The 23,142-nt window shown below is 60.3% G+C and carries 20 protein-coding genes; 19 read left to right on the top strand and 1 reads right to left on the bottom strand.

Translation table 11 applies throughout. The features are described from left to right. The first annotated feature begins 12 nt into the window (after positions 1-12). From trbL to NMG46_RS17645, 5 genes are read left to right on the top strand one after another with little or no spacing between them, the layout of a single operon-like run. Complete coding sequence (gene trbL / locus NMG46_RS17665; RefSeq protein WP_091595791.1) at positions 13-1,335, top strand: P-type conjugative transfer protein TrbL; 1,323 nt, start codon at positions 13-15, stop codon at positions 1,333-1,335. Beyond that, on the top strand, positions 1,336-2,067 hold the full coding sequence (gene trbF / locus NMG46_RS17660) for a conjugal transfer protein TrbF (RefSeq protein ID WP_095520370.1): 732 nt from the start codon (positions 1,336-1,338) through the stop codon (positions 2,065-2,067). After that, complete coding sequence (gene trbG / locus NMG46_RS17655) at positions 2,057-3,082, top strand: P-type conjugative transfer protein TrbG (protein WP_254818901.1); 1,026 nt, start codon at positions 2,057-2,059, stop codon at positions 3,080-3,082. Before trbF ends, trbG begins: the two co-directional genes overlap by 11 nt. 11 nt (positions 3,083-3,093) lie before the next feature. Then, positions 3,094-4,308, top strand: a complete 1,215-nt coding sequence (locus NMG46_RS17650) for a TrbI/VirB10 family protein (RefSeq protein ID WP_091595787.1) — start codon at positions 3,094-3,096, stop codon at positions 4,306-4,308. Positions 4,309-4,320: 12 nt separating this feature from the next. After that, complete coding sequence (locus tag NMG46_RS17645; protein ID WP_029354949.1) at positions 4,321-4,563, top strand: DUF2274 domain-containing protein; 243 nt, start codon at positions 4,321-4,323, stop codon at positions 4,561-4,563. Positions 4,564-4,799: 236 nt separating this feature from the next. On the opposite strand, the gene hemN is transcribed toward NMG46_RS17645, so the two are convergent. After that, positions 4,800-6,149, bottom strand: a complete 1,350-nt coding sequence (gene hemN, locus NMG46_RS17640; protein WP_091595897.1) for an oxygen-independent coproporphyrinogen III oxidase — start codon at positions 6,147-6,149, stop codon at positions 4,800-4,802. A 151-nt stretch (positions 6,150-6,300) separates the two neighbouring features. Here hemN and NMG46_RS17635 point away from each other — a divergent pair, with 151 nt between their 5' ends. The 14 genes from NMG46_RS17635 to NMG46_RS17570 all read left to right on the top strand — a co-directional run bounded on the left by NMG46_RS17635 (position 6,301) and on the right by NMG46_RS17570 (position 23,029). Beyond that, positions 6,301-7,044: a Crp/Fnr family transcriptional regulator gene (locus NMG46_RS17635; protein WP_091595785.1), complete on the top strand. Its 744-nt coding sequence runs from the start codon at positions 6,301-6,303 to the stop codon at positions 7,042-7,044. 499 nt (positions 7,045-7,543) lie between these two features. Next, complete coding sequence (gene ccoN, locus NMG46_RS17630; RefSeq protein ID WP_091595783.1) at positions 7,544-9,163, top strand: cytochrome-c oxidase, cbb3-type subunit I; 1,620 nt, start codon at positions 7,544-7,546, stop codon at positions 9,161-9,163. Next, entirely contained in the window at positions 9,163-9,894 is a 732-nt protein-coding gene (gene ccoO / locus NMG46_RS17625; protein WP_091595781.1) for a cytochrome-c oxidase, cbb3-type subunit II, read from the top strand. Before ccoN ends, ccoO begins: the two co-directional genes overlap by 1 nt. Before the next feature lie 11 nt (positions 9,895-9,905). Further along, positions 9,906-10,055: a cbb3-type cytochrome c oxidase subunit 3 gene (locus tag NMG46_RS17620; RefSeq protein WP_024502864.1), complete on the top strand. Its 150-nt coding sequence runs from the start codon at positions 9,906-9,908 to the stop codon at positions 10,053-10,055. A gap of 2 nt (positions 10,056-10,057) precedes the next feature. After that, positions 10,058-10,921, top strand: a complete 864-nt coding sequence (ccoP, locus tag NMG46_RS17615) for a cytochrome-c oxidase, cbb3-type subunit III (protein ID WP_029354960.1) — start codon at positions 10,058-10,060, stop codon at positions 10,919-10,921. A gap of 166 nt (positions 10,922-11,087) precedes the next feature. Continuing rightward, positions 11,088-12,647 carry a cytochrome c oxidase accessory protein CcoG gene (gene ccoG / locus NMG46_RS17610; protein WP_029354962.1) on the top strand — a complete coding sequence of 520 codons (1,560 nt, stop codon included), beginning with the start codon at positions 11,088-11,090 and terminating at the stop codon, positions 12,645-12,647. Continuing rightward, a complete protein-coding gene (locus NMG46_RS17605) occupies positions 12,644-13,141 on the top strand; it encodes a FixH family protein (protein WP_091595779.1) in 498 nt (165 codons plus the stop codon). Before ccoG ends, NMG46_RS17605 begins: the two co-directional genes overlap by 4 nt. After that, positions 13,138-15,426, top strand: a complete 2,289-nt coding sequence (locus tag NMG46_RS17600; protein ID WP_091595777.1) for a cation-translocating P-type ATPase — start codon at positions 13,138-13,140, stop codon at positions 15,424-15,426. The genes NMG46_RS17605 and NMG46_RS17600 overlap by 4 nt, the downstream gene beginning before the upstream one ends. Beyond that, positions 15,423-15,578 (top strand): cbb3-type cytochrome oxidase assembly protein CcoS, encoded by a 156-nt coding sequence (ccoS, locus tag NMG46_RS17595; RefSeq protein ID WP_084831491.1) that lies wholly within the window; start codon positions 15,423-15,425, stop codon positions 15,576-15,578. The genes NMG46_RS17600 and ccoS overlap by 4 nt, the downstream gene beginning before the upstream one ends. Positions 15,579-16,540: 962 nt before the next feature. Next, positions 16,541-17,722 (top strand): 5-demethoxyubiquinol-8 5-hydroxylase UbiM, encoded by a 1,182-nt coding sequence (gene ubiM / locus NMG46_RS17590; protein WP_189350574.1) that lies wholly within the window; start codon positions 16,541-16,543, stop codon positions 17,720-17,722. A gap of 256 nt (positions 17,723-17,978) precedes the next feature. Beyond that, positions 17,979-19,799 (top strand): bifunctional diguanylate cyclase/phosphodiesterase, encoded by a 1,821-nt coding sequence (locus NMG46_RS17585; protein ID WP_236387765.1) that lies wholly within the window; start codon positions 17,979-17,981, stop codon positions 19,797-19,799. Continuing rightward, positions 19,705-20,187, top strand: coding sequence for a transposase (locus NMG46_RS17580; RefSeq protein ID WP_329609615.1), 483 nt, complete (start codon positions 19,705-19,707; stop codon positions 20,185-20,187). The genes NMG46_RS17585 and NMG46_RS17580 overlap by 95 nt, the downstream gene beginning before the upstream one ends. A 942-nt stretch (positions 20,188-21,129) precedes the next feature. Then, complete coding sequence (locus tag NMG46_RS17575) at positions 21,130-22,074, top strand: alpha/beta hydrolase (RefSeq protein WP_254818900.1); 945 nt, start codon at positions 21,130-21,132, stop codon at positions 22,072-22,074. A 7-nt stretch (positions 22,075-22,081) separates the two neighbouring features. Beyond that, positions 22,082-23,029: a sigma-70 family RNA polymerase sigma factor gene (locus NMG46_RS17570; protein WP_254818899.1), complete on the top strand. Its 948-nt coding sequence runs from the start codon at positions 22,082-22,084 to the stop codon at positions 23,027-23,029. The last annotated feature ends 113 nt before the right edge of the window (positions 23,030-23,142 follow it).

Below are 23,142 nucleotides of genomic sequence, written 5' to 3'. Positions count from 1 at the left end.
GAAGGCAGCGGCATGAACGACCTTGGCGTCATCGATCGCTTCATGGAGACCTTCATCCGCTACATCGACAGCGGGTTCGGTCTGCTCTCGGGCGACGTCGCCTTCCTCACTACCATTCTGATCGGCATTGACATCACACTTGCCGGCCTGGCGTGGGCGCTCGGCGAGGAGACCAGCGTTCTCGGCCGGCTTGTCCGCAAGGTGCTCTATGTTGGCGTCTTCGCCTTCATCCTGAACAATTTCAAGAACCTCGCCGATATCATTTATCGTTCTTTTGCCGGTCTCGGGATTAATGCGTCGGCCGGCAATCTGTCGGCAGACAATCTCCTGCGCCCGGGCCGCATTGCCGCGACCGGTTTCGAAGGTGCTTGGCCAATGCTTGACCAAGCCAGTCAGCTCCTGGGCTTCCCGGAAATCTTCGGCAACGCACTGACCATCTTCGTGCTGCTGATGGCCTGGTTCCTGGTCATCATCGCCTTCTTCATCCTTTCCATCCAGCTTTTCATCACCATCCTTGAGTTCAAGCTCACCACGCTGGCAGGTTTTGTTTTGGTTCCATTCGCACTTTGGAACCGTTCAGCGTTCCTGGCCGAACGCGTGCTCGGCCATGTTATCTCGTCAGGCATCAAGGTGATGGTGCTCGCCGTCATTGTCGGCATCGGCTCCACGCTCTTCGGGGAGTTCGCTTCCGCATTGCAAGGCAAGGAGCCGGATCTGGCCGCTGCCATGTCCCAGGTACTGGGCGCACTGGCACTGCTTGGCCTTGGCATTTTTGGGCCGGGGATCGCGTCGGGTCTTGTCTCAGGCGCACCGCAGCTTGGCGCGGGCGCCGCCCTCGGCACGACCGCGGCGGCAGCGGGTGTATCACTCGTTGCTGGAGGCACGGCATTTTCTGGCGCGCGTATGGCAACCAGCGGCGGTCTCGCCGCCATCCGCGCCGGCACAACAATGGGATCGGCTGCTTCCACGTCCTGGCAGATCGGGCGCGCAACCTCGCCCGACGTTGGCCTCTCCGGTGTGGCTGCTGGAATGCATGGTGTAACCAGTGCCGCTGGCGGCGCCGCTATACGCGTAGCGCGATCCGCCACTGCAAGTGTTGGGCGCAACGCCGATGCCGGGCGCGATGCCGCGTGGACCGCGACCGGCGGCACGCCGACCGCGTCAATGACCGAGCGCTCTGCCGGTTCGGCCACTGTTTCGGCGCCGACGTGGGCAAGGCGCCTACGTTCTGAACAGACCGCCCGTGCACATCGCCACGCTGCCATGCAAGCTGTCCGAGACGGAGACCGGCCGGGAGGCAGCGCCAACCCCTCTCTCAACGACAAGGATGACTAGATGCTCTTCAAGCGACCCGTGCACCGTTACGGCAAAACACCCGAACCGGTCACGCCGTATCAAAAAGCCGCCCAGCTGTGGGACGAGCGCATCGGCTCATCTCGACTGCAGGCCAGGAACTGGCGGCTCATGGCCCTTGGGTGCCTGGCCTTGGCGACCGGACTTTCCGGCGGACTCGTATGGCAGTCGATGCAAAGCCGTGTCGTGCCTTACGTCGTCGAGGTCGATGGCTTCGGCGAGACGCGCGCCGTCGCGCCGGCAATCCGGAATTATGAGCCCTCGGATGCTCAGATCGCCTGGCATCTCGGCCGCTTCATCCAGAATGTCCGTTCCGTTTCCACCGATCCGGTTTTGGTACGGCAGAACTGGTTCGCAGCTTACGACTTTGCTAGCGATCGCGCAGCGCTCTTCCTCAACGAATACGCCAAGGCGAACGACCCCTTCGGTCAGATCGGAACGCGCAGTGTCTCGGTACAGGTCACCAGCGTGGTCAGGGCCTCCGAAAGTTCATTCCAGGTCAAATGGACCGAGCAGGTGTTTGAGCGCGGAAGCCTTGCCAGCACGATGCGCTGGACTGCGATCCTCACGATCGTGATCCGCTCGCCAAGCAATACGGATCAGCTGCGCAAGAATCCGCTCGGCGTCTTCATCAACGCCATTGACTGGTCACGCGAGCTCGACAGCGCCGTCCCACCCCCCCTTTCTCCGACGGAGTCCACCAATGAAAGATAAAATGTCACCGATTCGTGCCGTGCTGATCCTATCGGTGTCGGCAGCGGTCGTTTCCGCTTGTGCATCGAAGAAGGTGCCGCCGCCTGAGATTTCCTATGACGCTGCTGACTTCAAACCGGCCGCGACCGAGAAGGCGCCGGAGAGGCCGATTAGAATTGTCGAGGTGCCAAAACCACTGCCGCTGCCTGGCCAATTGCAGCCCGAGTCCGGCAAGGCCGAGGACAAGCGCCCCCCTGAAGAACGCGTCGCTGATGCCAACAAAGCCGCGACCCAGCAACCCACCAAGTACGGGTATGTTAATGCCGTGCAAGTCTACCCCTTCACCGATGGCGCGCTTTATCAGCTCTATGCCGCGCCGGAGCGCGTGACCGACATCGCTCTGCAGCCGGGCGAGAAACTAACCGCCGTGTCGGCTGGCGACACCGTGCGCTGGGTCATAGGCGATACCGCAAGCGGCACCGGTGACAATCAGCGCACCCATGTTCTGGTGAAACCCTTCGCGCCGGGTCTTGCCACCAATGTCGTCATTACGACGGACCGGCGGACCTATCATTTGCAGCTTCAAAGCACCGAGAAGACAGCAATGGCGGCAATCTCCTGGACCTACAGCCAAGACCAGATCATCGCGCTTCGCCAGCGCAATGCTCAAGCCGAGGCAGTTACACCGGTCGCGTCGAATATCGCGCTCGAAAACCTTCGCTTTCGCTACTCGATCAGTGGCGACACACCGCCCTGGAGACCGACGCGAGCCTTCGACGACGGCAGCAAGGTCTATATTGAGTTCCCTCGTCGCATAGATCAGGGCGAGGCGCCACCACTCTTCATCGTCGGCGCAGATGGGAGCAGCGAGCTCGTCAACTATCGCGTGCGCGGCAACTATTACATCGTCGATCGGCTCTTCGCCGCGGCCGAACTTCGCCTCGGCACCAAGCAGCAGCAGGTGATCCGCATCAGCAGGATTGACGACAGGCAACCGCTACGGCGGATCTCGCTCTTTTCGCGTTCCAGCCGGTGAGGTGAGGGCTCATGATCGAAAATTCCCGCTCTGGCATCCCGCCGAAACTGGATCCCGAGGAACTGCAGCTTCGGGCCTCTCCCCGCCGCGTGGTGCGGTTCAGGCGCGGTGTGATCATCGCGATCGCAGCGCTCGGATCCGGCGCTGTGTTCGGCGTTGCCATGATGGCGCTCCAGGGGCCGGCCCTTCGCATCAGGGATCAGGCGGAAGATCCCTACAGCACTGAGCGCAAACCAACCGTCGAGGGACTCGATACGCTTCCCCATGACTATTCCGGCATGAAGCCGAAGCCTCCCGTCCTTGGGCCACCTTTGCCGGGCGACCTCGGTCGCCCCATCCTCGAGCGGCAGCGCCAGCTCGGCATCGTGCCGGGTCAAGACATCTCGGCCGAGGAGCAGCGTCTAGCGCAGCAGGCGATCGAAGCGCGTGAATCGCAGGTGCTTTTCCGCGTCGAAAATCGAGCTCAACAGACAGATGTCGGTGAGAGCGTGCAAACTGCTCAGCATCCATTTGAGGCACTTCCCCAATCCGAAGCAGCACGCGCGTCAGCCTCGGTGGCGCCGGCGGAAGGCGACCAGAACAATCAGCAGCGAAAGCTTGATTTCCTCAGCCAGCGGAGCACTGGCGGGATCTACAATCCGCATGCGCTGCAGACGCCGATCTCGCCGTATCAACTGATGGCTGGCAGCGTGATTGCCGCCAGCCTGATCACCGGCATCAATTCCGATTTGCCGGGCCTTGTCGTCGCGCAAGTCACCGAGAATGTGCACGACACGGTCACGGGCAACATATTGCTGATTCCGCAGGGCTCACGTCTTATCGGCGTCTACGACAGCGTCGTCGCGTTCGGGCAAAAGCGAGCGCTGCTGGTCTGGCAGCGCATTCTGCTGCCCGACGGCTCGTCGGTCGAAATCGACAATCTGCCCGCGAGCGACACCGCCGGCTACGCAGGGCTGGAAGACAAAGTCGATTTCCACACCTGGCAGCTGATCAAGGGGGTGGCGCTTGCCACATTGCTCGGTGTCGGCACGGAATTCAGCCTCGGCGAAAACGAGAGCGATCTGGTCAAGGCGATCCGGGAATCAGCCCAGCAGAACGCCAGTCGAGCCGGCCAGCGCATCACCGAAAAAAACCTCAATATCCAGCCCACCATCATCGTCCGCCCAGGTTGGCCACTGCGCGTCATCGTGCACAAGGACATCGTGCTGCGGCCATACGCGAGTTGAGCAGGAGTTACCATGGCTGACCTGAAACTTGGAAAGCTTCCAGACCGAACAGCTTCGAAGATCACCATTACCGTCAGCGCGGAGCTGGGCCAAACACTCAAGGAGTATGCTGCACTTTACCGTCAGACCTATCGTCAGTCTGAAACCGTGGCAGAACTCATCCCTTTCATGCTGGCGGCGTTTCTGGAAGGCGACCGAGCCTTTGCCAAGGCCCGAAAAGAAGGTCTGCCGACGGAGCTTGCCGAAAAATCGTGACTCCTCCGCTAGAGGCAGCTGGAACATTGCCTAGCTGTCGCGGCCTACCTGCTCCTCGCGAAGCATAGGATCAAACACCTTGGAATGCAGGTATGCGTAAGAGAGGATGTGGAAGGAAATACCGCGCAACAGCCTAAGTTTGCATTTTCGATTGGATGCGGTAGTCGCCTATGAGCGGTCAAAATGAAACGCAGCTGGTTCGCGATCGACCAAACGGCGAGCGCACTGTGCTTTGCTCAGACCGCCACCGAGTGCCTCGCCGTTCCCCCTTTGAAATATGTATCGAACTTGGCCGCGATGGTTCGAACGAAGGGGCGACTTTCAGCCCGTACGACGAAACTGTCGCCATCGAATTCAAGCGCTCGGGCAGGATCGTGGAGGGCGATGGACCTCGAGCGATGAAGGAGCTTCTCGCCGGCTTTGCCGAACCGCTCCACCAGATCGACTGCCGAGAAGGCAAAATCACACATCAGCCGCTCGATTATCCAGCCACGGACGCGATCGTCGTCGGAAAGGGCAACGCCCCGGACGGCAGCCAACCCGCCATCCGCAACCATGCGCCCGTACCCGGCAGTCGAAGCCATGTTCTGCACGTAGCCTTGGCGAAAACGACCGATGGACGAAGGGCCAAGTCCGATCAGTGTCGGGCAGCGATCCTCGGTGTAGCCCTGAAAATTGCGATGCAAAACCCCTGCGCGGGCCGCTATGGCCAGCGCATCGTCGGGCTTCGCGAAATGATCGAGTCCTATTGCCTCATATCCCTTGGCGACAATTGCCCGCGCCGCGAGTTGAGATTGGGCGAAACGCTCGGTGGGACTCGGCAGCCATGCCTCGTCGATCATCGTCTGATGCTTCTTGAACCAGGGCACATGTGCGTAGCCGAACAGAGCCATCCGGTCTGGTTCCAAGGTCAGTGCCTGCGCCACCGTGGAACAGATCGTCTCGCGTGTCTGATTCGGGAGCCCGTAGAGCAGGTCCAGATTGACCGATTCAACGCCCCGCGAACGAACCCCGTCGACGACTGCCTTGGTCTGCAAAAAACTTTGCTCACGATTAATTGCTTTTTGCACTTGCGGATCGAAATCCTGCACGCCGAGGCTCGCCCGCGTTACGCCGATTTGAGCAAGCGCATCAAGGCGCGCCTTGTCCATGTCGTTGGTTCCGATTTCGATGCTGACCGTAGCATCCGGGAGAAGGTCGAAGCTGTCCCGCAAGGCCGCTCCAAGAGCAACCATGTCATCGGGCCTCAGCATCGTTGGCGAACCGCCACCGAAGTGGATTGCACGGACATGTGCCTTGCCGCTCACCAGACCGGCAATCGTGACGATTTCGGCATTCAGCGAGCGCAGATAAGCGGCCACCGGCTCATATTGGTGCGTCTGCTTGGTGTGACAGGCGCAGAACCAGCAGAGCTTGTCGCAGTAAGGAATGTGCAAATACAGCGAGATTTCGTCGCCACTTTCCAGCGCCTCCAACCAGCCACGGTAAATGGCAGCATCGACCCCGGAATGGAAATGCGGCGCCGTCGGATAGCTTGTGTAGCGTGGGACGTTCTCGCTGAGTTTGACAGCTATTTCCGATTGCATCTCGCGTTCACCGTGTTGCCCGCCGAACACTGCACGCATCGCTGAAGCAGACCCTGATCTCGATCAGCCGCGCGCATGGACAAACCGCCGCAGGACTTCTCTACCCTGGATGGGTATCCTGCCGGCAGTTAGGATCGGGTAAAGCGAACGCATGACCTTTCGGCAAGACATTCATACTTCCGGCATTCCTGTTCTTTGCCTCCCTTGCGAGGCACGGCGTCGCGGTGTCTGCGGTGCGCTCGATCCAGACAATTTGGTTGGGCTCGCCAAGACTTGCTCGCGTCGCCGGATCGAGTCAGGAATGGAGTTGACCGGCGAGGCACAGAACGTCGACAGCTACTCGAACGTGCTTTCAGGCGTGGTAAAGCTATCAAAGAGCCTGTCGGATGGGCGCCAGCAGATCGTCGGTCTCCAGTTTGCACCGAATTTTCTGGGACGTCCTTTCAAGGTGGAAAGCTCGATCAATGCGGAAGCGGCAACAGCAGTCACGCTGTGCTCGTTTCCGCGAGCGGCCGTCGAACGGATGATGAAGGCGTCACGGGAATTCGAGCATCGCCTGCTCAAACAGACGCTGAATGAACTCGATGAGGCGCGCGAGTGGATGGTGACGCTGGGGCGCAAGACAGCTCCGGAAAAGGTGGCGAGTTTTCTCCTCATGATGGCCCGGAATATCGATTCCAGTCTCGACGCGGCTTCCAGGTCTGCGTCCTTCGATCTGCCGCTGACGCGTGCCGAAATCTCTGATTTCCTTGGAATTACCAACGAAACCGTGAGCCGCCAACTGACGCGATTGCGGGCTGACGGGGTGATTCGGATTGAGAACGCACGCCATGTGACGGTGGACAGCATAAGCCGTCTGGAGAAGCGCTGTGGCGGCGGACGCGAGCGGCCCTAAGCGGCGAGGCCCATGTCGCATGGCTCCGGGGCGGGCCGTGCTTGCCTTCTAATGCGATGTCGCCGCGCCTTCGAAGAAGCGGCGTCACGGTCGAGACAGACAGCTTTCGGGCTTTGATAGGGACGACGACCAATCGCCAGGTGTGTTTCGGCACATACCGGCGAAGCACGGTCCTTAAGCTGCCACGGCTCGGCCGAACGATCGCGTTCGTTTCCAATGGGATCCGAACAACGTTTGGCAGGGCATCGGCAATAGCATCCAACGCGTCGCAGAGCCTCAGCTTTCGCCTCAATCGATCGCGTCTGCGCCCGCCCAACCCAGGGAACGCCTTCCATGAGGGGGTGAGCCCGCGCTGCGTTCCTCGTTCATTCGCCACCTGCTGATTGCGCCGCCGACACAAAATCGTGCGGCCTGACATAGATCAGGGCGAGGGGGCGGCGGCTGCGCAATTAGTGCGCTGCGGATTTGGCATCCACCAGATTCGAGATCGGGATCTGCAATGAAATTCGGCACAGAGATCGTCCTTCTAAGCGTGTTCGCTTTTGCGGCCCTGGTGGCCGCCGGCTTCGGCGTGGATGAACCTTTCCGCCGACATATGTGGGTGTTGTTCTTCGCAGTGGCTGGTTTCACTGCGATCCTGTTGCGCAACACGGAGTTCAAGCCAGCAGCTCCGATTGACCCATCCGCTTACATGGATGGTCCGATCCGCTACGGCGCGATCGCCACCGTGTTCTGGGGTGTCGTCGGGATGCTGGTCGGCGTGGTGATCGCGCTTCAGCTCGCCTATCCCGATCTCAACATCCAGCCCTGGTTCAATTTCGGCCGTTTGCGGCCGCTGCATACATCCGGTGTCGTCTTCGCCTTCGGTGGCAACGCGCTGCTTTGCACGTCTCTGTATGTCGTGCAGCGCACCTGCCGCGCCCGCCTCTTCGGCGGTGATCTCGCCTGGTTCGTCTTCTGGGGCTACCAGCTGTTCATCGTCATGGCCGCGACCGGCTATCTGCTCGGCATCACCGAGGGCCGCGAGTACGCCGAACCCGAATGGTATGTGGATGTCTGGCTGACCATCGTCTGGGTCGCCTACCTCATTCTGTTCCTTGGCACGATCCTGAAGCGCAAGGAACCGCATATCTACGTCGCCAACTGGTTCTACCTGTCGTTCATCGTGACCATCGCGATGCTGCATGTGGTCAACAACCTGTCGATGCCAGTCTCGTTCCTGGGCTCCAAGAGCTACTCCGCCTTTTCCGGGGTCCAGGACGCGCTGACCCAATGGTGGTACGGCCACAACGCGGTCGGCTTCTTTCTCACCGCCGGCTTCCTTGGCATGATGTATTATTTCGTGCCCAAGCAGGCGAACCGGCCAGTCTATTCGTACCGGCTGTCGATCGTCCATTTCTGGGCGATCATCTTTCTCTACATCTGGGCTGGCCCGCATCACCTGCACTACACCGCCTTGCCAGATTGGGCGCAGACGCTCGGCATGGCGTTCTCGATCATGCTGTGGATGCCGTCCTGGGGCGGCATGATCAACGGCCTGATGACGCTGTCCGGCGCCTGGGACAAGCTGCGCACCGATCCGATCATCCGCATGATGGTGATGGCCGTCGCCTTCTATGGCATGTCGACCTTCGAAGGCCCGATCATGGCGATCAGGGCGGTCAATTCGCTGTCGCATTATACCGACTGGACCATCGGCCACGTCCATTCGGGCGCGCTCGGCTGGGTTGGCATGATCTCGTTCGGCGCAATCTACTACATGGTGCCGAAGCTCTGGAACCGTCACCGGCTCTACTCGCTGCGGCTCGTCACTTGGCACTTCTGGCTGGCGACACTCGGGATCGTCGTCTACGCCTCGGTCATGTGGGTGTCAGGCATCATGCAGGGCCTGATGTGGCGTGAATACGACCAGCAGGGCTTCCTGGTCTATTCCTTCGCCGAAACCGTCGCTGCCATGCACCCATACTACGTCATGCGCGCCATCGGTGGGGCCATGTACCTCTCCGGCGCCCTTATCATGGCCTGGAACATCACCATGACCATCCTCGGCCACCAGCGCGAGGAGGAGCCGATGCCGAGCCCCGTCGCCATCCGACCTGCGCGATCAGGAGCCAGGTAATGGGCTTGATGGACAAACACGCAATCATCGAGAAGAACGCCACGCTTCTTCTCGTTGGCTCGCTGCTCGTGGTGACGGTCGGCGGTATCGTCGAGATAGCGCCTCTCTTCTATCTCGACAATACGATCGAGAAGGTGGAAGGCATGCGCCCCTATTCGCCGCTCGAACTTGTCGGGCGCAACATCTATATGCGCGAGGGCTGCTTTCTCTGCCATAGCCAGATGATCAGGCCGTTCCGCGACGAAGTTGAGCGCTATGGCCACTACAGCCTGGCTGCCGAGTCCATGTACGATCACCCCTTCCAGTGGGGATCGAAGCGCACCGGGCCGGATCTCGCCAGAGTTGGCGACCGCTACTCGAATGCATGGCATGTCGCGCATCTTACCGACCCGCGCTCGGTGGTGCCGGAATCGATCATGCCGAGCTATGGGTTCCTGAAAGACACGCCGATCGACGTGAAGGATTTCTCGACGCATCTGGTCGCCAACAGGCGTGTAGCCGTCCCTTACACCGATGACATGATCGCGCACGCCAATGCGGATCTGGCGGCGCAGGCCGATCCCAATGCCGACACATCAGGCCTTGAGGCGCGTTACCCCAAAGTCAAGATCGGCGACTTCGACGGCAACCCGCAACAGGTCACCGAAATGGATGCCCTGCTCGCCTACCTGCAGATGCTTGGCACACTGGTCGACTTCAAAAATTACGACGAAGCCGCCGGCTACCGCTGAGGAGAACGCTGATGACCTACAATTTGATGCGGGCGTTTGCCGACAGCTGGGGCCTGGTTGCGATGGCGCTGTTCTTCGTCGGGTGCATCGCCTTTGCCCTACGCCCCGGCAGCCGAAGGCTGGCCGACGAAGCTGCCCGCATTCCGCTCGAGGACGAGTGATCATGAGCGACGAGCACATCGATGAGGTCTCCGGCGTCTCAACCACCGGCCATGAATGGGACGGCATCAGGGAGCTCAACAATCCTCTGCCGCGATGGTGGGTGATTACCTTCTACGTCACCATAGCGTGGGCGCTCGTCTATACGACCGCATACCCGGCATGGCCGATGCTGACCTCGGCAACCAAGGGCATGCTCGGCTATTCAAGCCGTAAGGACGTCAAGAACGACCTTGCCGCGGCCGAGGCCGCCAAGGGCAAGTATGTTGCAGCCATCCAGGCAAAGAGCGTCTCGGAGATCTTGACCGACGATGCCTTGCGCGAATTCGCGGTCGCTGCCGGGGCTGCCGCGTTCAAGGTCAACTGTACGCAATGCCACGGCTCCGGCGCTCAGGGGTCGAAGGGCTTTCCCAACCTGAATGACGATGACTGGCTCTGGGGCGGCAGCCCCGACCAGATCAAGCAGACGATCACGCACGGCCTCCGCTTTGCTTCCGATCCGGACACGCGACTGTCAGAAATGCCGGCCTTCGGCGACATCATCACCGCCGACCAGATCGCACAAGTCAGCGCCTACGTGGCCAGCCTTTCCGGCAAGGTCCGCGATGCAAGTCTGATCCAACCCGGCGCCAAGGTCTTTGCCGAGAACTGCGTCGCTTGTCACGGCGACAATGCAAAAGGCAACAGGGAATTCGGCGCCCCCGACCTGACTGACGCGATCTGGCTTTACGGGTCCGGCGAGACGGCCATCGCCGCCCAGGTTCGTGCGCCAAAGCAGGGCGTCATGCCGGCCTGGGTTGGCCGTCTCGGCGAGATCAAGGTCAAGGAACTTGCAGTTTATGTCCATTCGCTTGGCGGCGGAGAATAGGAATGGAAGCCCTATTCTTCGGTCACCCCTGCCAAGCGGACGAGGCCCGGCGCGAGCCGGGCCTCGACACCATTCCTAATGCGATCTGCACAACCCGGCAAGGCTGTCCTACCGCGAGGCTTTTCGACAGGTGCCCCTGACATTGGCTGGGAAAGTGGAGTTGCACGTGCGTGACAAGACGCAGTTGACACGGCTCGAAACAGAAACTGTCAATGCCGCCAAAACCCGCAAGCCCCTTTATGCCGCGCGTCAAAAGATCTTTCCGAAGCGCGCCTCGGGCAACTTTCGCCGCTTCAAATGGCTGGTGATGACGATCACACTTGGCATCTATTACCTGACTGCGTGGCTGCATTGGGATCGTGGCCCATTTGCCCCGGACCAGGCCGTGCTGCTCGATCTCACCAATCGGCGCTTCTACTTTTTCTTCATCGAGATCTGGCCGCAGGAATTCTTCTATGTGGCCGGCCTCCTGGTCATGGCCGGTGTTGGACTTTTCCTGATTACCTCTGCTGTCGGCCGTGCCTGGTGCGGCTATGCATGTCCGCAGACCGTGTGGGTCGATCTGTTCCTTGTCGTCGAGCGTGCGATTGAGGGGGACCGCAACGCCCGCATGAAACTCGATGCCGGCCCCTGGACCGCCCGCAAGCTGATGCTGCGGGTCTCGAAACACGCCATCTGGCTTGTCATAGGGGCGGCGACCGGTGGCGCCTGGATTTTCTATTTCGCTGATGCACCAACACTTGTGGGCGAGCTTTTCACCGGTACCGCCGCACCTGTCGCCTACATCACCATCGCCGTGCTGACGGCGACGACCTACACCTTCGGCGGCCTGATGCGCGAACAGGTCTGCACCTATATGTGCCCATGGCCGCGCATCCAGGCAGCCATGCTCGATGAGAATTCGCTCACCGTCACCTACAATGACTGGCGCGGCGAGCCGCGATCGCGCCACGCCAAGAAGGTGCAAGCCTCGGGGCAGTCCGTCGGCGACTGCGTCGACTGCAATGCCTGCGTCGCGGTCTGCCCAATGGGAATCGACATTCGCGACGGCCAGCAGCTCGAATGCATTACCTGCGCGCTGTGTATCGACGCCTGCGACGGCGTCATGGACAAGCTCGGCAAGGAGCGCGGGCTGATCTCCTACGCGACGCTCTCCGACTACAACGCCAACATGATGCTGGCGACCGCAGGCGGCTCCAGTTCAATCAATCCGTCGCTGGTCAGGACTGCTGTCGGCACCTTCTCCGATCAGGTGGCGCATTTTCACATTCGCAAGATCTTCCGGCCGCGCACCTACGTCTACATGGGCTTGTGGTCGCTGATCGGGCTGGGCCTGCTCTATTCGCTGCTGACGCGCGATCGGCTCGAACTGAACGTGCTGCATGACCGCAATCCGCAATTCGTCACACTATCCGATGGCTCCATCCGCAATGGCTATAGCGTCAAGCTGCTCAACATGATCCCTGAGCCAAGGACAATCGTCGTCACCATGCAGGGTCTGGAGGGTGCCGACATGGTCGTCGTCGGCGACGACATCCCGGCCGGCCGGTCTTTCGCCATCCCGGTCGAACCCGACCGCCTGAAAACGTTGAAGGTCTTCGTTCGCCAACCGGCGGACCAGATCCACGCCCCGGCACAGACCTTCAAGTTCCGTGTCGAGGATAAGGCGAGCTTCGAGTCGAACGAGTACGCCGCCACATTCAACGCGCCAGAGGCTGCCAAATGACCGCCAATGCCCAAAAGCCTCGCGAATTCACCGGCAGGCACATGCTGGCCATCATTCTCACCTTCTTCGGGGTGGTCATCGCGGTCAACCTGACCATGGCCACGCTCGCCAATACGAGTTGGACCGGCCTCGTCGTCGAGAACACCTATGTGGCCAGCCAGCAATTCAACAAGGAGGCCGAGGCCGGCCGCGCTCAAGCAGCGCTCGGTTGGACCGGCAAGCTGACCATCGCATGGGGCGAAGTCCGCTACAGCCTCTCCGACGCTGCAGGCAAGCCGGTTCCTCTGCACGGCGTCAAGGTGCTGTTTCGTCATCCCGCCTACGAGAAAGAGGACAAGTCCGTCACGCTCGCCCTCGCCTCCGGCCAGGAGTTCGCCGCCCAGCATATGCCGAAGGACGGCGTCTGGATCGTCGAAGTCGACACCGATGCCGGCCTGACACGACCCTATCGCGACGTCCGCAGGATTATGATTTCTCATGGAGCGCTGCAATGAGCTGTTGTGCACCGGGCGCTGAAATGGCGCTGGATCTGAACGGCGCCACGTCGGTCCTGCCATCCAGCCAGGAGATCAGGTTGGCGAGCCGATCGCTTGGCGATGATCTTCGGCAGACCGATCTTTCAGTGCCGACGGTTCATTGCGCCGCCTGTATCCAGACGATCGAGGCGGCACTTGGAAAGCTCGATCACGTCGAAAGCGCGCGCGTCAACCTGTCGACGAAGCGGGTCGCGGTCCGGTGGCGAGGAGACGAGGTGCCACCCTTCGTCGCCGCGCTTGGCAGGCTGGGCTACGAGGCGCATCTGTTCACACCCGAGGTCGATGACAAGGACAAGACGCTTGCCGAACTGATCCGCGCTGTCGCTGTTGCCGGCTTTGCGGCGGGGAACATCATGCTGCTTTCGGTCTCTGTCTGGTCCGGCGCCGAAGGTGCTACCCGCGACCTGTTTCACTGGGTCTCGGCGCTGATCGCCATTCCTGCCCTCGCCTTCGCCGGCGGAATCTTCTTCCGTTCGGCCTGGAATGCTTTGCGCCATGGTCGCATGAATATGGACGTGCCCATCGCGGTCGGTGTTTCGCTCGCCTATGCCATGAGCCTCTATGAGACGATCAATCATGGCGACCACGCCTATTTCGACGCGTCGGTATCGCTGCTGTTCTTCCTTTTGATCGGGCGCACGCTGGATCATGTGATGCGGGAGCGTGCCCGGACTGCCGTGAAGGGCCTGTCTCAGATGGCCGCGCGTGGCGCAATGGTGATGCGCGGCGACGGCGCGCGCGACTATCTGCCGGTCGGCGAGATCGAACCAGGCATGCGGTTGTTGATCGCGGCCGGTGAGAGGATCCCCGTCGACGGCAAGATCATCCAGGGAACGTCGGATCTCGACTGCTCGCTGGCCTCAGGCGAAAGCACGCCGAAAAACGTGGCGCCGGGCGAAGCAGTACAGGCCGGCGTGCTCAATCTTACCGGCCCGCTGACGATCCAGGCGACAGCCGCCGCAAAGGATTCGTTCCTGGCGGAGATGGTTCGGCTGATGGAATCCGCCGAGGGCGGTCGCGCGCACTATCGCCGCATCGCTGATCGCGTGTCGGCACTCTACGCGCCCCTGGTTCATCTCACCGCCTTCGTGACATTCCTGGGCTGGATGGCGGCGACCGGCGACTGGCACCGGGCGATGACGATCGCCATCGCTGTTCTCATCATCACATGCCCCTGCGCGCTCGGCCTCGCCGTGCCGATCGTCCAAGTGGTCGCGGCGCGGCGGCTTTTCGAGAGCGGTATCATGGTCAAGGACGGTTCGGCCATGGAGCGCCTCGCGGCGATCGATACTGCCGTGTTCGACAAGACCGGCACGCTCACGCTCGGCCAGCCCCGGCTGGTCAATGCGGACTCGATTGATCCGGGCATGCTGGCAATCGCCGCCGACATGGCCGCGCATTCGCGTCACCCGTTTTCAAAGGCCATGACCGGCTTTGCCGCTCCTGGCGGGCAACACAAATTCGATGCCGTCACAGAGCATCCGGGGTTCGGGATCGAAGCCACTGTCGCCGGAAGCACCTGGCGGCTGGGTCGACGCGGATGGGCTGGATGGAAGGCCCGGACCGGAGGTGAAGGCAAACATGGCTATGGTGGAACGGCCCTGACAAAAGACGGGTTCATTGTCGCGACCTTCGATTTCGAGAATGCGCTGCGCGCCGACGCGGCGGCGGCGATCAAGCGATTGAACGATGCCGGGGTGTCGATGCAAATGCTGTCGGGCGATACCGCCGCAGCCTGCGCCGAAGTGGCAAAGCTGCTGGATATCGACGACTTCGTTCCGTGCCTGCTGCCATCGGGCAAGCTCGAACGCATCGAAACCCTCGCGAAAGTTGGGCACAAGGTTCTGATGGTTGGCGACGGCCTCAACGATACGCCGGCCCTGAGCGCGGCGCATGTCTCGATCGCACCGGCCACCGCCGTCGACATTGGCCGCAACGCGGCAGACTTCGTCTTCCTGCGCGAAAGCCTCCTGGCGGTGCCGCTCGCCCTGGGCGTCTCGCGCAAGGCAGGAAACCTGATCCGGCAGAACATCGCAATCGCAATCGTCTACAATGCGGTGGCAGTACCAATCGCCATCCTCGGGCACGTCACGCCTTTGATAGCGGCGATTGCCATGTCTGCCTCATCGCTGCTTGTTATTGGAAACGCATTGCGCTTGCACGGCTTCATGGCGAATGCGACGGTGCAAGTTATTCAAAAAGTCAGACGCTCCGCAGTCGGCTATTCGGCACAATCCTCGTGACGACCTTGCTCTATCTCATACCAGTGGCCCTTTTTCTGGGTGCACTGGGCCTGTCCGGCTTCGTCTGGGCATTGCGAAGCGGTCAATACGAAGATCTCGACGGAGCCGCCGAGCGGATACTAATTGATCGGGACGACAAACCGGGACGCTGATTTCAATCCGCTGTGCATAAGATGCGCGGATCCCGCTCGTCAGTCGAGCCGGCTCGGTCGGGAACAAGCTGTCCATGCTCCATGACCAGCTTGACCTAAGCTGGGCACTACATTGATTTGTGAAAATCCACTGTCGTGCGAAGGACTGCCTTCCCATGCACCCAGTATGAGGCGGCTGATGCCGCGAGAGTACCTCGCGCGGCCGGACGAGCTTCGCACTGTGCGCACGGGTAACAAGTTGAGCGTCGCGATCGATCACCCGAGCGTGAACTACCAGTGCCGGTTGATCGTGCCCTGGCTGATCCAGATCAGGGTCATATTCGCATCAGTGGTGCTTTATAGGCCAGTCTTCGAAGGAGAATGCATGACTTATGTATCGCGGCCAGACGCGTCCACCTCTGATGGGTTGCATGCTTCATTGCCGATCCATGCCAATTTCCGGCCCTGCGCCTTGCAGCAATGCGGTCACCGAAACTCAGCGCAGATCACGGTGTTCCGCACGTGGTATCCACTCGTCACGACGATAATAATAGGCAGAATCCCATGAGCGCCGTTCACATCATCGACTGCCACAACGCGAATGACTACTTCGCCGACAGGGCGGACGGACCGATCACACAGAAGATGCTAAAGACTGTCAACATCCGCGCGGAGCTCCACATTGCTTTGGACCGAAAGCATTTTCGTGAGGCTGTAGTCCAAGCGAACAAGGCGAAGTGCGACGTGCTTCACATCGCTGGGCACGGCAATGGAGACGGGATCGCTTCGTCCAGTGGGCGAGGTAGCCTTCTTTGGGCTGACTTCGTAGAAATGTTCCAAGGCTCGGATCCAGCGCCGAAGATCCTCGTGATGTCAATGTGCTGCGGAGCATCATACGCGTTGGCGGCGGGCACGGAGCTCAGCGGATGTCAGTCGGCTCAGTTCCACCGTTACACGAGGATAGCCGACGGGATGGCGGCACGCTGATGGGCTCTGACGACAATTTTGACATCGTTGTCGTTGGAGCCGGGCCGGTCGGCCTTTCGTTCGCTGCGTCGCTTGCCCAAAGCGAACTCAAGGTGGCAGTTGTTGAACAGAACACATTCGATAGTCTGGCGAATCCGGCTTTCGATGGTCGCGAAATCGCGCTGACCAACGCTTCGATCAGAACCCTTCGCGAGCTCGGCGCCTGGGATGTCATCCCGGCTTCGGACAAATCAGCAATTCAAGGCGCGCGCGTGCTCAACGGCTCGAGCGCATTCGCTCTTCGTTTCGATCCTCCCAGCAACTCTGGAGAACCGCTGGGGGTTTTGGTTCCAAATTGCCGGATCCGCGAGGCGCTGTTCAAAATCGTCCGCTTGCAGGATCGCGCCCGGCTGTTGTGCGGCCACTCGGTCGTCGATGCAACAAACAGCCAAGAAGGAGCAGTCGTAACGCTCTCTAATGGCGCGCGTTTAACTGCTCGGCTTGTTGTTGCCGCGGATTCGCGTTTGTCCGCCACGCGTGATCTGCTGGGCATCGGCGCCGATATCAACCGGCTTGGCCACTCGATGCTGATTTGCCGAGTGAGGCACGAGCGCGCCCACCACCAGATCGCCATCGAATGGTTCGATCACCATCAGACGATAGCGATATTGCCCCTCGCGGAGGGCGTGTCGTCGCTGCTGCTCACATTGCGCTCAAACGAGGCCTATAGACTGCTTGCCTTCGATGACGATTTGTTCCTGTCGGAGTTGACGAAACTGTGTCGAGGGCGCCTTGGAAAAATGACCTTGGCAAGCAAGCGCCATACCTATCCGCTGGTCACGACCTGGGCGCACAAATTCCGGGCCCCGAGCGCCGCACTCATCGGCGACGCTGCCATCGGCATGCACCCGGTGACCGCTCACGGATTCAACATCGGTCTCAGCAGCCAGAAGCAACTCGCCCGTGGAATCATGACTGCGTGCCGCGACGGCCGCAATGTTGGCGACCCCGACATGCTGCACATATACGAAAGGCGGCTGCGCCTGTCGGCGGCGCCGCTCTACCATGCAACGAACATACTGGTTGGACTCTACTCCAGAGACCACCTGGCGGCACGGCTTGCAAGGCATCTGGGGCTTCGCTTTGCCCAACATGTTCCCCTTGTCCGGCATGGGATTTCGGCGGAGCTCCAGCGGTGATACTGCACCAGCAGTTGCATTTTGCGCGATGTGCTGGGCGAGCGATGGGAGAGAGTGCATCATGCGCCGGAGTAATCCTGCTCCCGACGCTGATCTCCGATTGAAGAATTAACCCGTCCTTCAGGGGGGCTGCATAGGCTGCGGACAAGCAGGAGTAAGCAAGCTGACCCGTCCAGCCCTGGAAAAAGAAGATCCGCTGGAGGCGAGAATCCTTCAGGACCAGCTCGCTGATCTGAGGGCAGGCCTTTTCGTCTCAATGCCGATAAGCATTGTGCTGTCCGGGCTGATTTTGACCGTGCAGGCCCTTTCCGGGAACGGTCTTGCTGGCGCGGCCTGGTTTTCGGTCGTTAATGCGATAAATGCCGCCCGCCTTGCACTCGCCCGTCATCAGCTGAAGGAACCCGGAGTCCAGGATGATCTGACACGGGTTTGGCTGCGGCTTCGCTGGTTTGGCAGGCTTGCTCTTCTGGCGGGATTCACCTGGTCATTCCTTGCCGTCCTAACGGCTGGGTACACGACGTCTCAAGCATCGCTGCATCTAATAATTCTGGCGGGCATTTCAGCTGGCGCGGTCACGTACGGCAGCTCATATGCTGCGGCAGCGATATACTTCATCACACCGCCACTCCTCATTGCCGCCGCATGCTTGCTGACGAAGGGAACCCTGGAAAACTACATTCTGGCTTTTGCCGTCCTGCTTTTCGAGGGCGGCCTGGCTCGAGCCTCGTTCGTTGGACAAGCGCGCTTCCGTGACGCGAGCCGCCTGAGACATCAAGCCGAGCGGCTTGCCGCGGAAATGGAGCGCAATTCCAGGGAGGACCATCTTACCGCGCTCCTCAACAGGCGCGGCCTCGAACATGCAATCGATCAGTTTGAGAACACTGATGGGCCCTTTGTGGCCATGCTGATTGATCTGGATGGGTTCAAATCTGTCAACGATACCTACGGTCACAGAACGGGTGACGAGCTGCTTGCCAGGATCGCCCGCCGAATAGAGGAAGAAGCACCGGAGGGCTCAACGCTCGCCCGCATCGGTGGCGATGAATTCGTGCTGGTTTTTTCCTCGCTTAGAAATTCGCCTTCTCCCAGCAATCTCGCATCCAATCTCATATCCAAGCTTGCTCGCCCCTATCCTGGCGTCGCCTCCGTCCGGATCGGGGCATCCATAGGAATATACTCGGCTAAAAACCCGGGGCTGACGGAAATGTTGTTGCGGGCGGACATCGCCCTTTACACAGCTAAGCGCCGTGGCAGGAACGAATTTTGCCTGTTCGATGCCGAGCTCGACCGGGAACTGCAACGCCGCCAGTCAATCGAACGCGATCTTCATTCGGCGATAAAGACGAGAAGCTTGGGCCCTTGGTTCCAGCCAATCGTAAGACTCGACACCGAAGCTGTGATCGGTTTTGAAGGGTTGCTAAGGTGGTCCCATCCGATTCACGGTTCCATCTCTCCGCCCGAAATCATGACAGCGGCACGCGAAACCGGAATGCTCCAGCTGCTAACTCAAGCTGTATTTTCCGAATGTTGCGCTTTTATCGACGCCTTGGTGAAAGCTGACTGTCGTGATGTTCGTGTGACGATGAACGTTTCACCGCGCGAATTGGAGGCCGGCGATATCGACGAAATGGTTCTGAATGGTCTGGCGGCAAAGGACCTCCCTGCAACGATGTTCGAAATTGAGATAACAGAAGAATCGCCCGTGGACCCGGACAGGGTCGATGAAAAGCTCGGACGGCTTTCACATGCCGGCATTTCCATCGCGCTCGATGTCTTCGGCACCGGCTTTTCCACGTTGGCATCGCTCAAGGACAGTCGGATAAGGAAGGTGAAAATAGACCAGGGCTTCATTCGCGGTTTAGCCAAATCGCGGGAGGATCGGCTGCTTGTCAAAACCGTGATCGATCTTGGTCGGACGCTCGGGATCGAGGTCATGGCCGAGGGCGTCGAGACAGAGGCGGATCGGCAAACTCTGCACAAGCTTGGCTGCAAAACCGCTCAGGGCTTCCTGTTCTCCAAGGCGGTGCCACTCAGCCAAGCGCTTGGTTTGGCAGTTAAAGAGCGCCAGGAGTTGTGACCGGCATCCGCCATTCGCTCACGCGCGCCACCTCGCCGGGTTCAGCGGTATCCTGCAAGTGGATGGCTACTCGGCCTATACCAACCTGGTCAAGGCACGGGACAAAGCCGGCAGCAATGAAACAATCCGGCTCGCCGGGTGCTGGGCTCACCTGCGGCGCAAATTCTACGACCTGCACATCAGCGGGATCTCGCAGGGCCGCGACGGGTTCGATCACCGCCATGACCGAATTGTGGAAGGTCGAGACAAGGTTCGTGGCAAGGATGCTGGAAGCCGCGCCGCGCTGCGTCAGGAAAAGTCCGTGGCCATTGTCGCGAGCCCCTTCGATCTATGGGAAGCGGAACTGGGCAAGGTCTCGGGGAAATCCAAAACCGCCTTGCGGGGCTGACCTTCCATCTGGTCCGTGGTTAGCTGATAGGCGGTTTATTTGTCGTGCAACGTGCTCTTTCAGCCTAAGCTGCTCCACGCGTGGGGTACCAAATGTCAGACTTTCACCACTAGGAAATCGCGAACGGGCGCGGCGCTTACTGGCCGCATTGCCGCAAAATAGCGTCGGAAGGTGGGATCGGCGTGACGTTGTTACTCAGAGTGAGTGGTCCCGAGAGTTGAGGGCAGAATCGAAATTCGCGTGTTCCTATAGCGCATCTCCGATCGGGGGCCATCGCCACGAGCAGCAGATGAGGCAATGCGAAGCTTGGTCGATCGACAGAGTGATGCGGCACGACATCCATTTCCTACCAGCCCATTCCCCCCGATACAGCCGCGCGTCTACTCGAACCTAGAGCTGTCGAGCATGAGCAAACACCGTCCTTGTTGTGTTCTGAGAACTCCAGCTTTACCTCGCCGAATGGCAGCTCGCAAATGATGCAATCAAAAGTGTGCATACCGCGGCAGCGACCACATTGTTTCAGTCTTTTCAACAGCGTAAGAATCTGACGGTATTTTTGACGGTACTCACTGGTTGTGTGACTTAAATTAAGTAATTGAAACAATCAGGTACGGCCTTAATTGATGATTGAGTGGGAGTGACGAGGAGTTTAACGCGATGTTGGCTCGGCCATAATAGTCAATAGTCCCAGCCCCCGGCCACCCGGCGACGGCATAGACGAAGCGTCTGGCCGATCGACGAATGTCTGGAACGAACGTCCCACAGAGAAGGGTGGAGCAGCCTAGCCTTGCTGGGTTTGACACCCGGGGTCCGCGGCAACTGCCACCGGCGAGGCGTTGCATCTGCCGGCCACGTATCCTTTCGCTGGGTTCATCCGTCTTAGCTGTTCATGGGCACGGTCATCCTTGACATCGCCCTCCTGGACGAATTGGAGCGTGACAAATGAACAGCAAGCAGAGCCTAGCGAACAAGATACACTACGAAACGCTCGCGGAGGCTTTCCGCAGCGGTCGAGAATCGCCACAGGAAGCATCCGAGTGGTCCGTTTTGACGGCAGAACCGGGCGGCGTCGATTACGTCGAGACGAACGTCGGCGACAAGACCGCGCTGTGGGTTCAGCCAAAAACGGCAGCCAAAGACCGGGTCATGCTTTACCTGCACGGCGGTGGCTATGTCGGCGGATCGATCTGGACCCATCGCAAGATGGTCGGACACCTTGCTAAGGCGATCGGCTGTTACGCTCTGCTCGCTACGTACGACTACGTTTTCCAGAGCAAGTTTCCGCGCCAAATCGAGCAGGCCGTGACCGCGTTCGAATGGCTCGCCGAGCAGGGTGTCGCGCCGAAGCACACCATAGCTGCAGGCGATTCCGCTGGTGCTGGCCTGATCGTTGCGGCGACGATGAAACTCCGTGATGCGGGACGGCCGCTGCCGGCTGCGATCCTCAGCATCTCTGGCTGGTATGATCTGTCGGCGAGCGGGCACTCCTATGAAAGCAACCGCGAGAAGGACGCCTTCTTCCAGAAGCCGGTCGTGGATATGCTGGTATCGCAAGTCCTTGCAGGGACCGATCCCCGGCATCCACTCGCCAGCCCGATCTTTGCCGATCTGAAGGGCCTGCCGCCGATCTATCTGCAAGTGGGCGGAGACGAAACCCTGCTCGACGACAGCCGAGCGCTCGCCGACCGCGCGAAAGCCGCCGGCGTCGCGGTGCGCATAGACGTATTTCCGGGGATGCTGCACTCGTTCCAGATGATGGCCGGCCGCGCTCCCGAAGCCGACGACGCGATCGCGCGGTTGGCACAATGGGTTCGCCCCAAGCTTGGTCTGGCCGCAACCGCGGAAACACGCCCGGAAGGTCAGGAGGTCGCATGGCTGGCAAATTGAAACCCAGATGTGGCAGCTGAAGGACATGCCCGAGCGACCGACCGGCCTGTTCGATGCGCGATATCGCGCCTTCCTCGAGACGGTGTCAGGCGTCCGCGCCCAACTGCATCGCTACTGCGCCCGCATGACGGCCTCACGCCTCGACGGTGAGGATCTCGTGCAGGAGACGCTGTTCGAGGCCTATACGAACATTGAGACCCTCGACGATGCCCGCCGGCTGAAGCCCTGGCTGTTTCGCATCGCTCACAATCGCTGCATCGACTTTCTGAGGCGACGCGATGTGCGCGAGCGCGCGGAGCACGCCTATTCGGGCGACATCGGCGTTGTCTCTGCAGAGCCGGCGGCGACCGATGCACGCCGCGCCATCGAACGGCTGGTTGGCCACTTGCCGCCCAAGGAGCGCGCCTGCATCCTCCTGAAGGACGTGTTCGACTATTCGCTGGAAGAGACCGCAGAACTCGTGGACTCGACGGTTGGGGGCGTCAAATCCGCGCTCTCCCGCGGACGGGCGAAGCTCGCCGACTTGCCCCCTGAACCTGCCGGTGAACCGAACCGTCCGCTTGATCCCGACACCGCGGGGCTCTTGCAGCGCTATGTTGACCTCTTCAACCGCCATGACTGGGATGGCGTGCGGAGCCTCACCAGCGCCGATGCTCGGTTGCGGGTCGCCGACTGCTTCGACGGCCTGCTCAGAAGTTCTCCCTATTTCGTCGAATACGAGCGGAACCCGGAGACGTGGACCATGGAGTTGGGGGCGATCGACGGAGAGCCTGTCCTGATCGTGCTCTTCCAGCGAGGCGACCGGTGGCAGGTCGCGTGGCCGGTTCGTGTCCATGTCGCCGGTCGCGTCATCGATCGCATCGAAGATTATTATGCCTGTCCATGGATGTTGGAAAACGCCGCGGAATCCGACCTGAAACTCATGACTGGGCCAGCCATTTTGGGAAGAGCATAAGGCGACGATTTCTCACTTCTGGCCTGGCGGAGTTACGATGGTGCGTCCTCAACGAAAAATCGTGGCGTGCAGCTTTGGCTGCGGTACCGATCGGTGTTCCGGACCTGATCGCA

The organism is Mesorhizobium sp. LMG 17147 (assembly GCF_024297145.1).
In the GTDB taxonomy this organism is placed as follows: Bacteria; Pseudomonadota; Alphaproteobacteria; order Rhizobiales; family Rhizobiaceae; genus Mesorhizobium.
The sequence above is the reverse complement of the archived record's forward strand: the minus strand, read 5'-3'. Positions and strand labels throughout refer to the sequence as shown.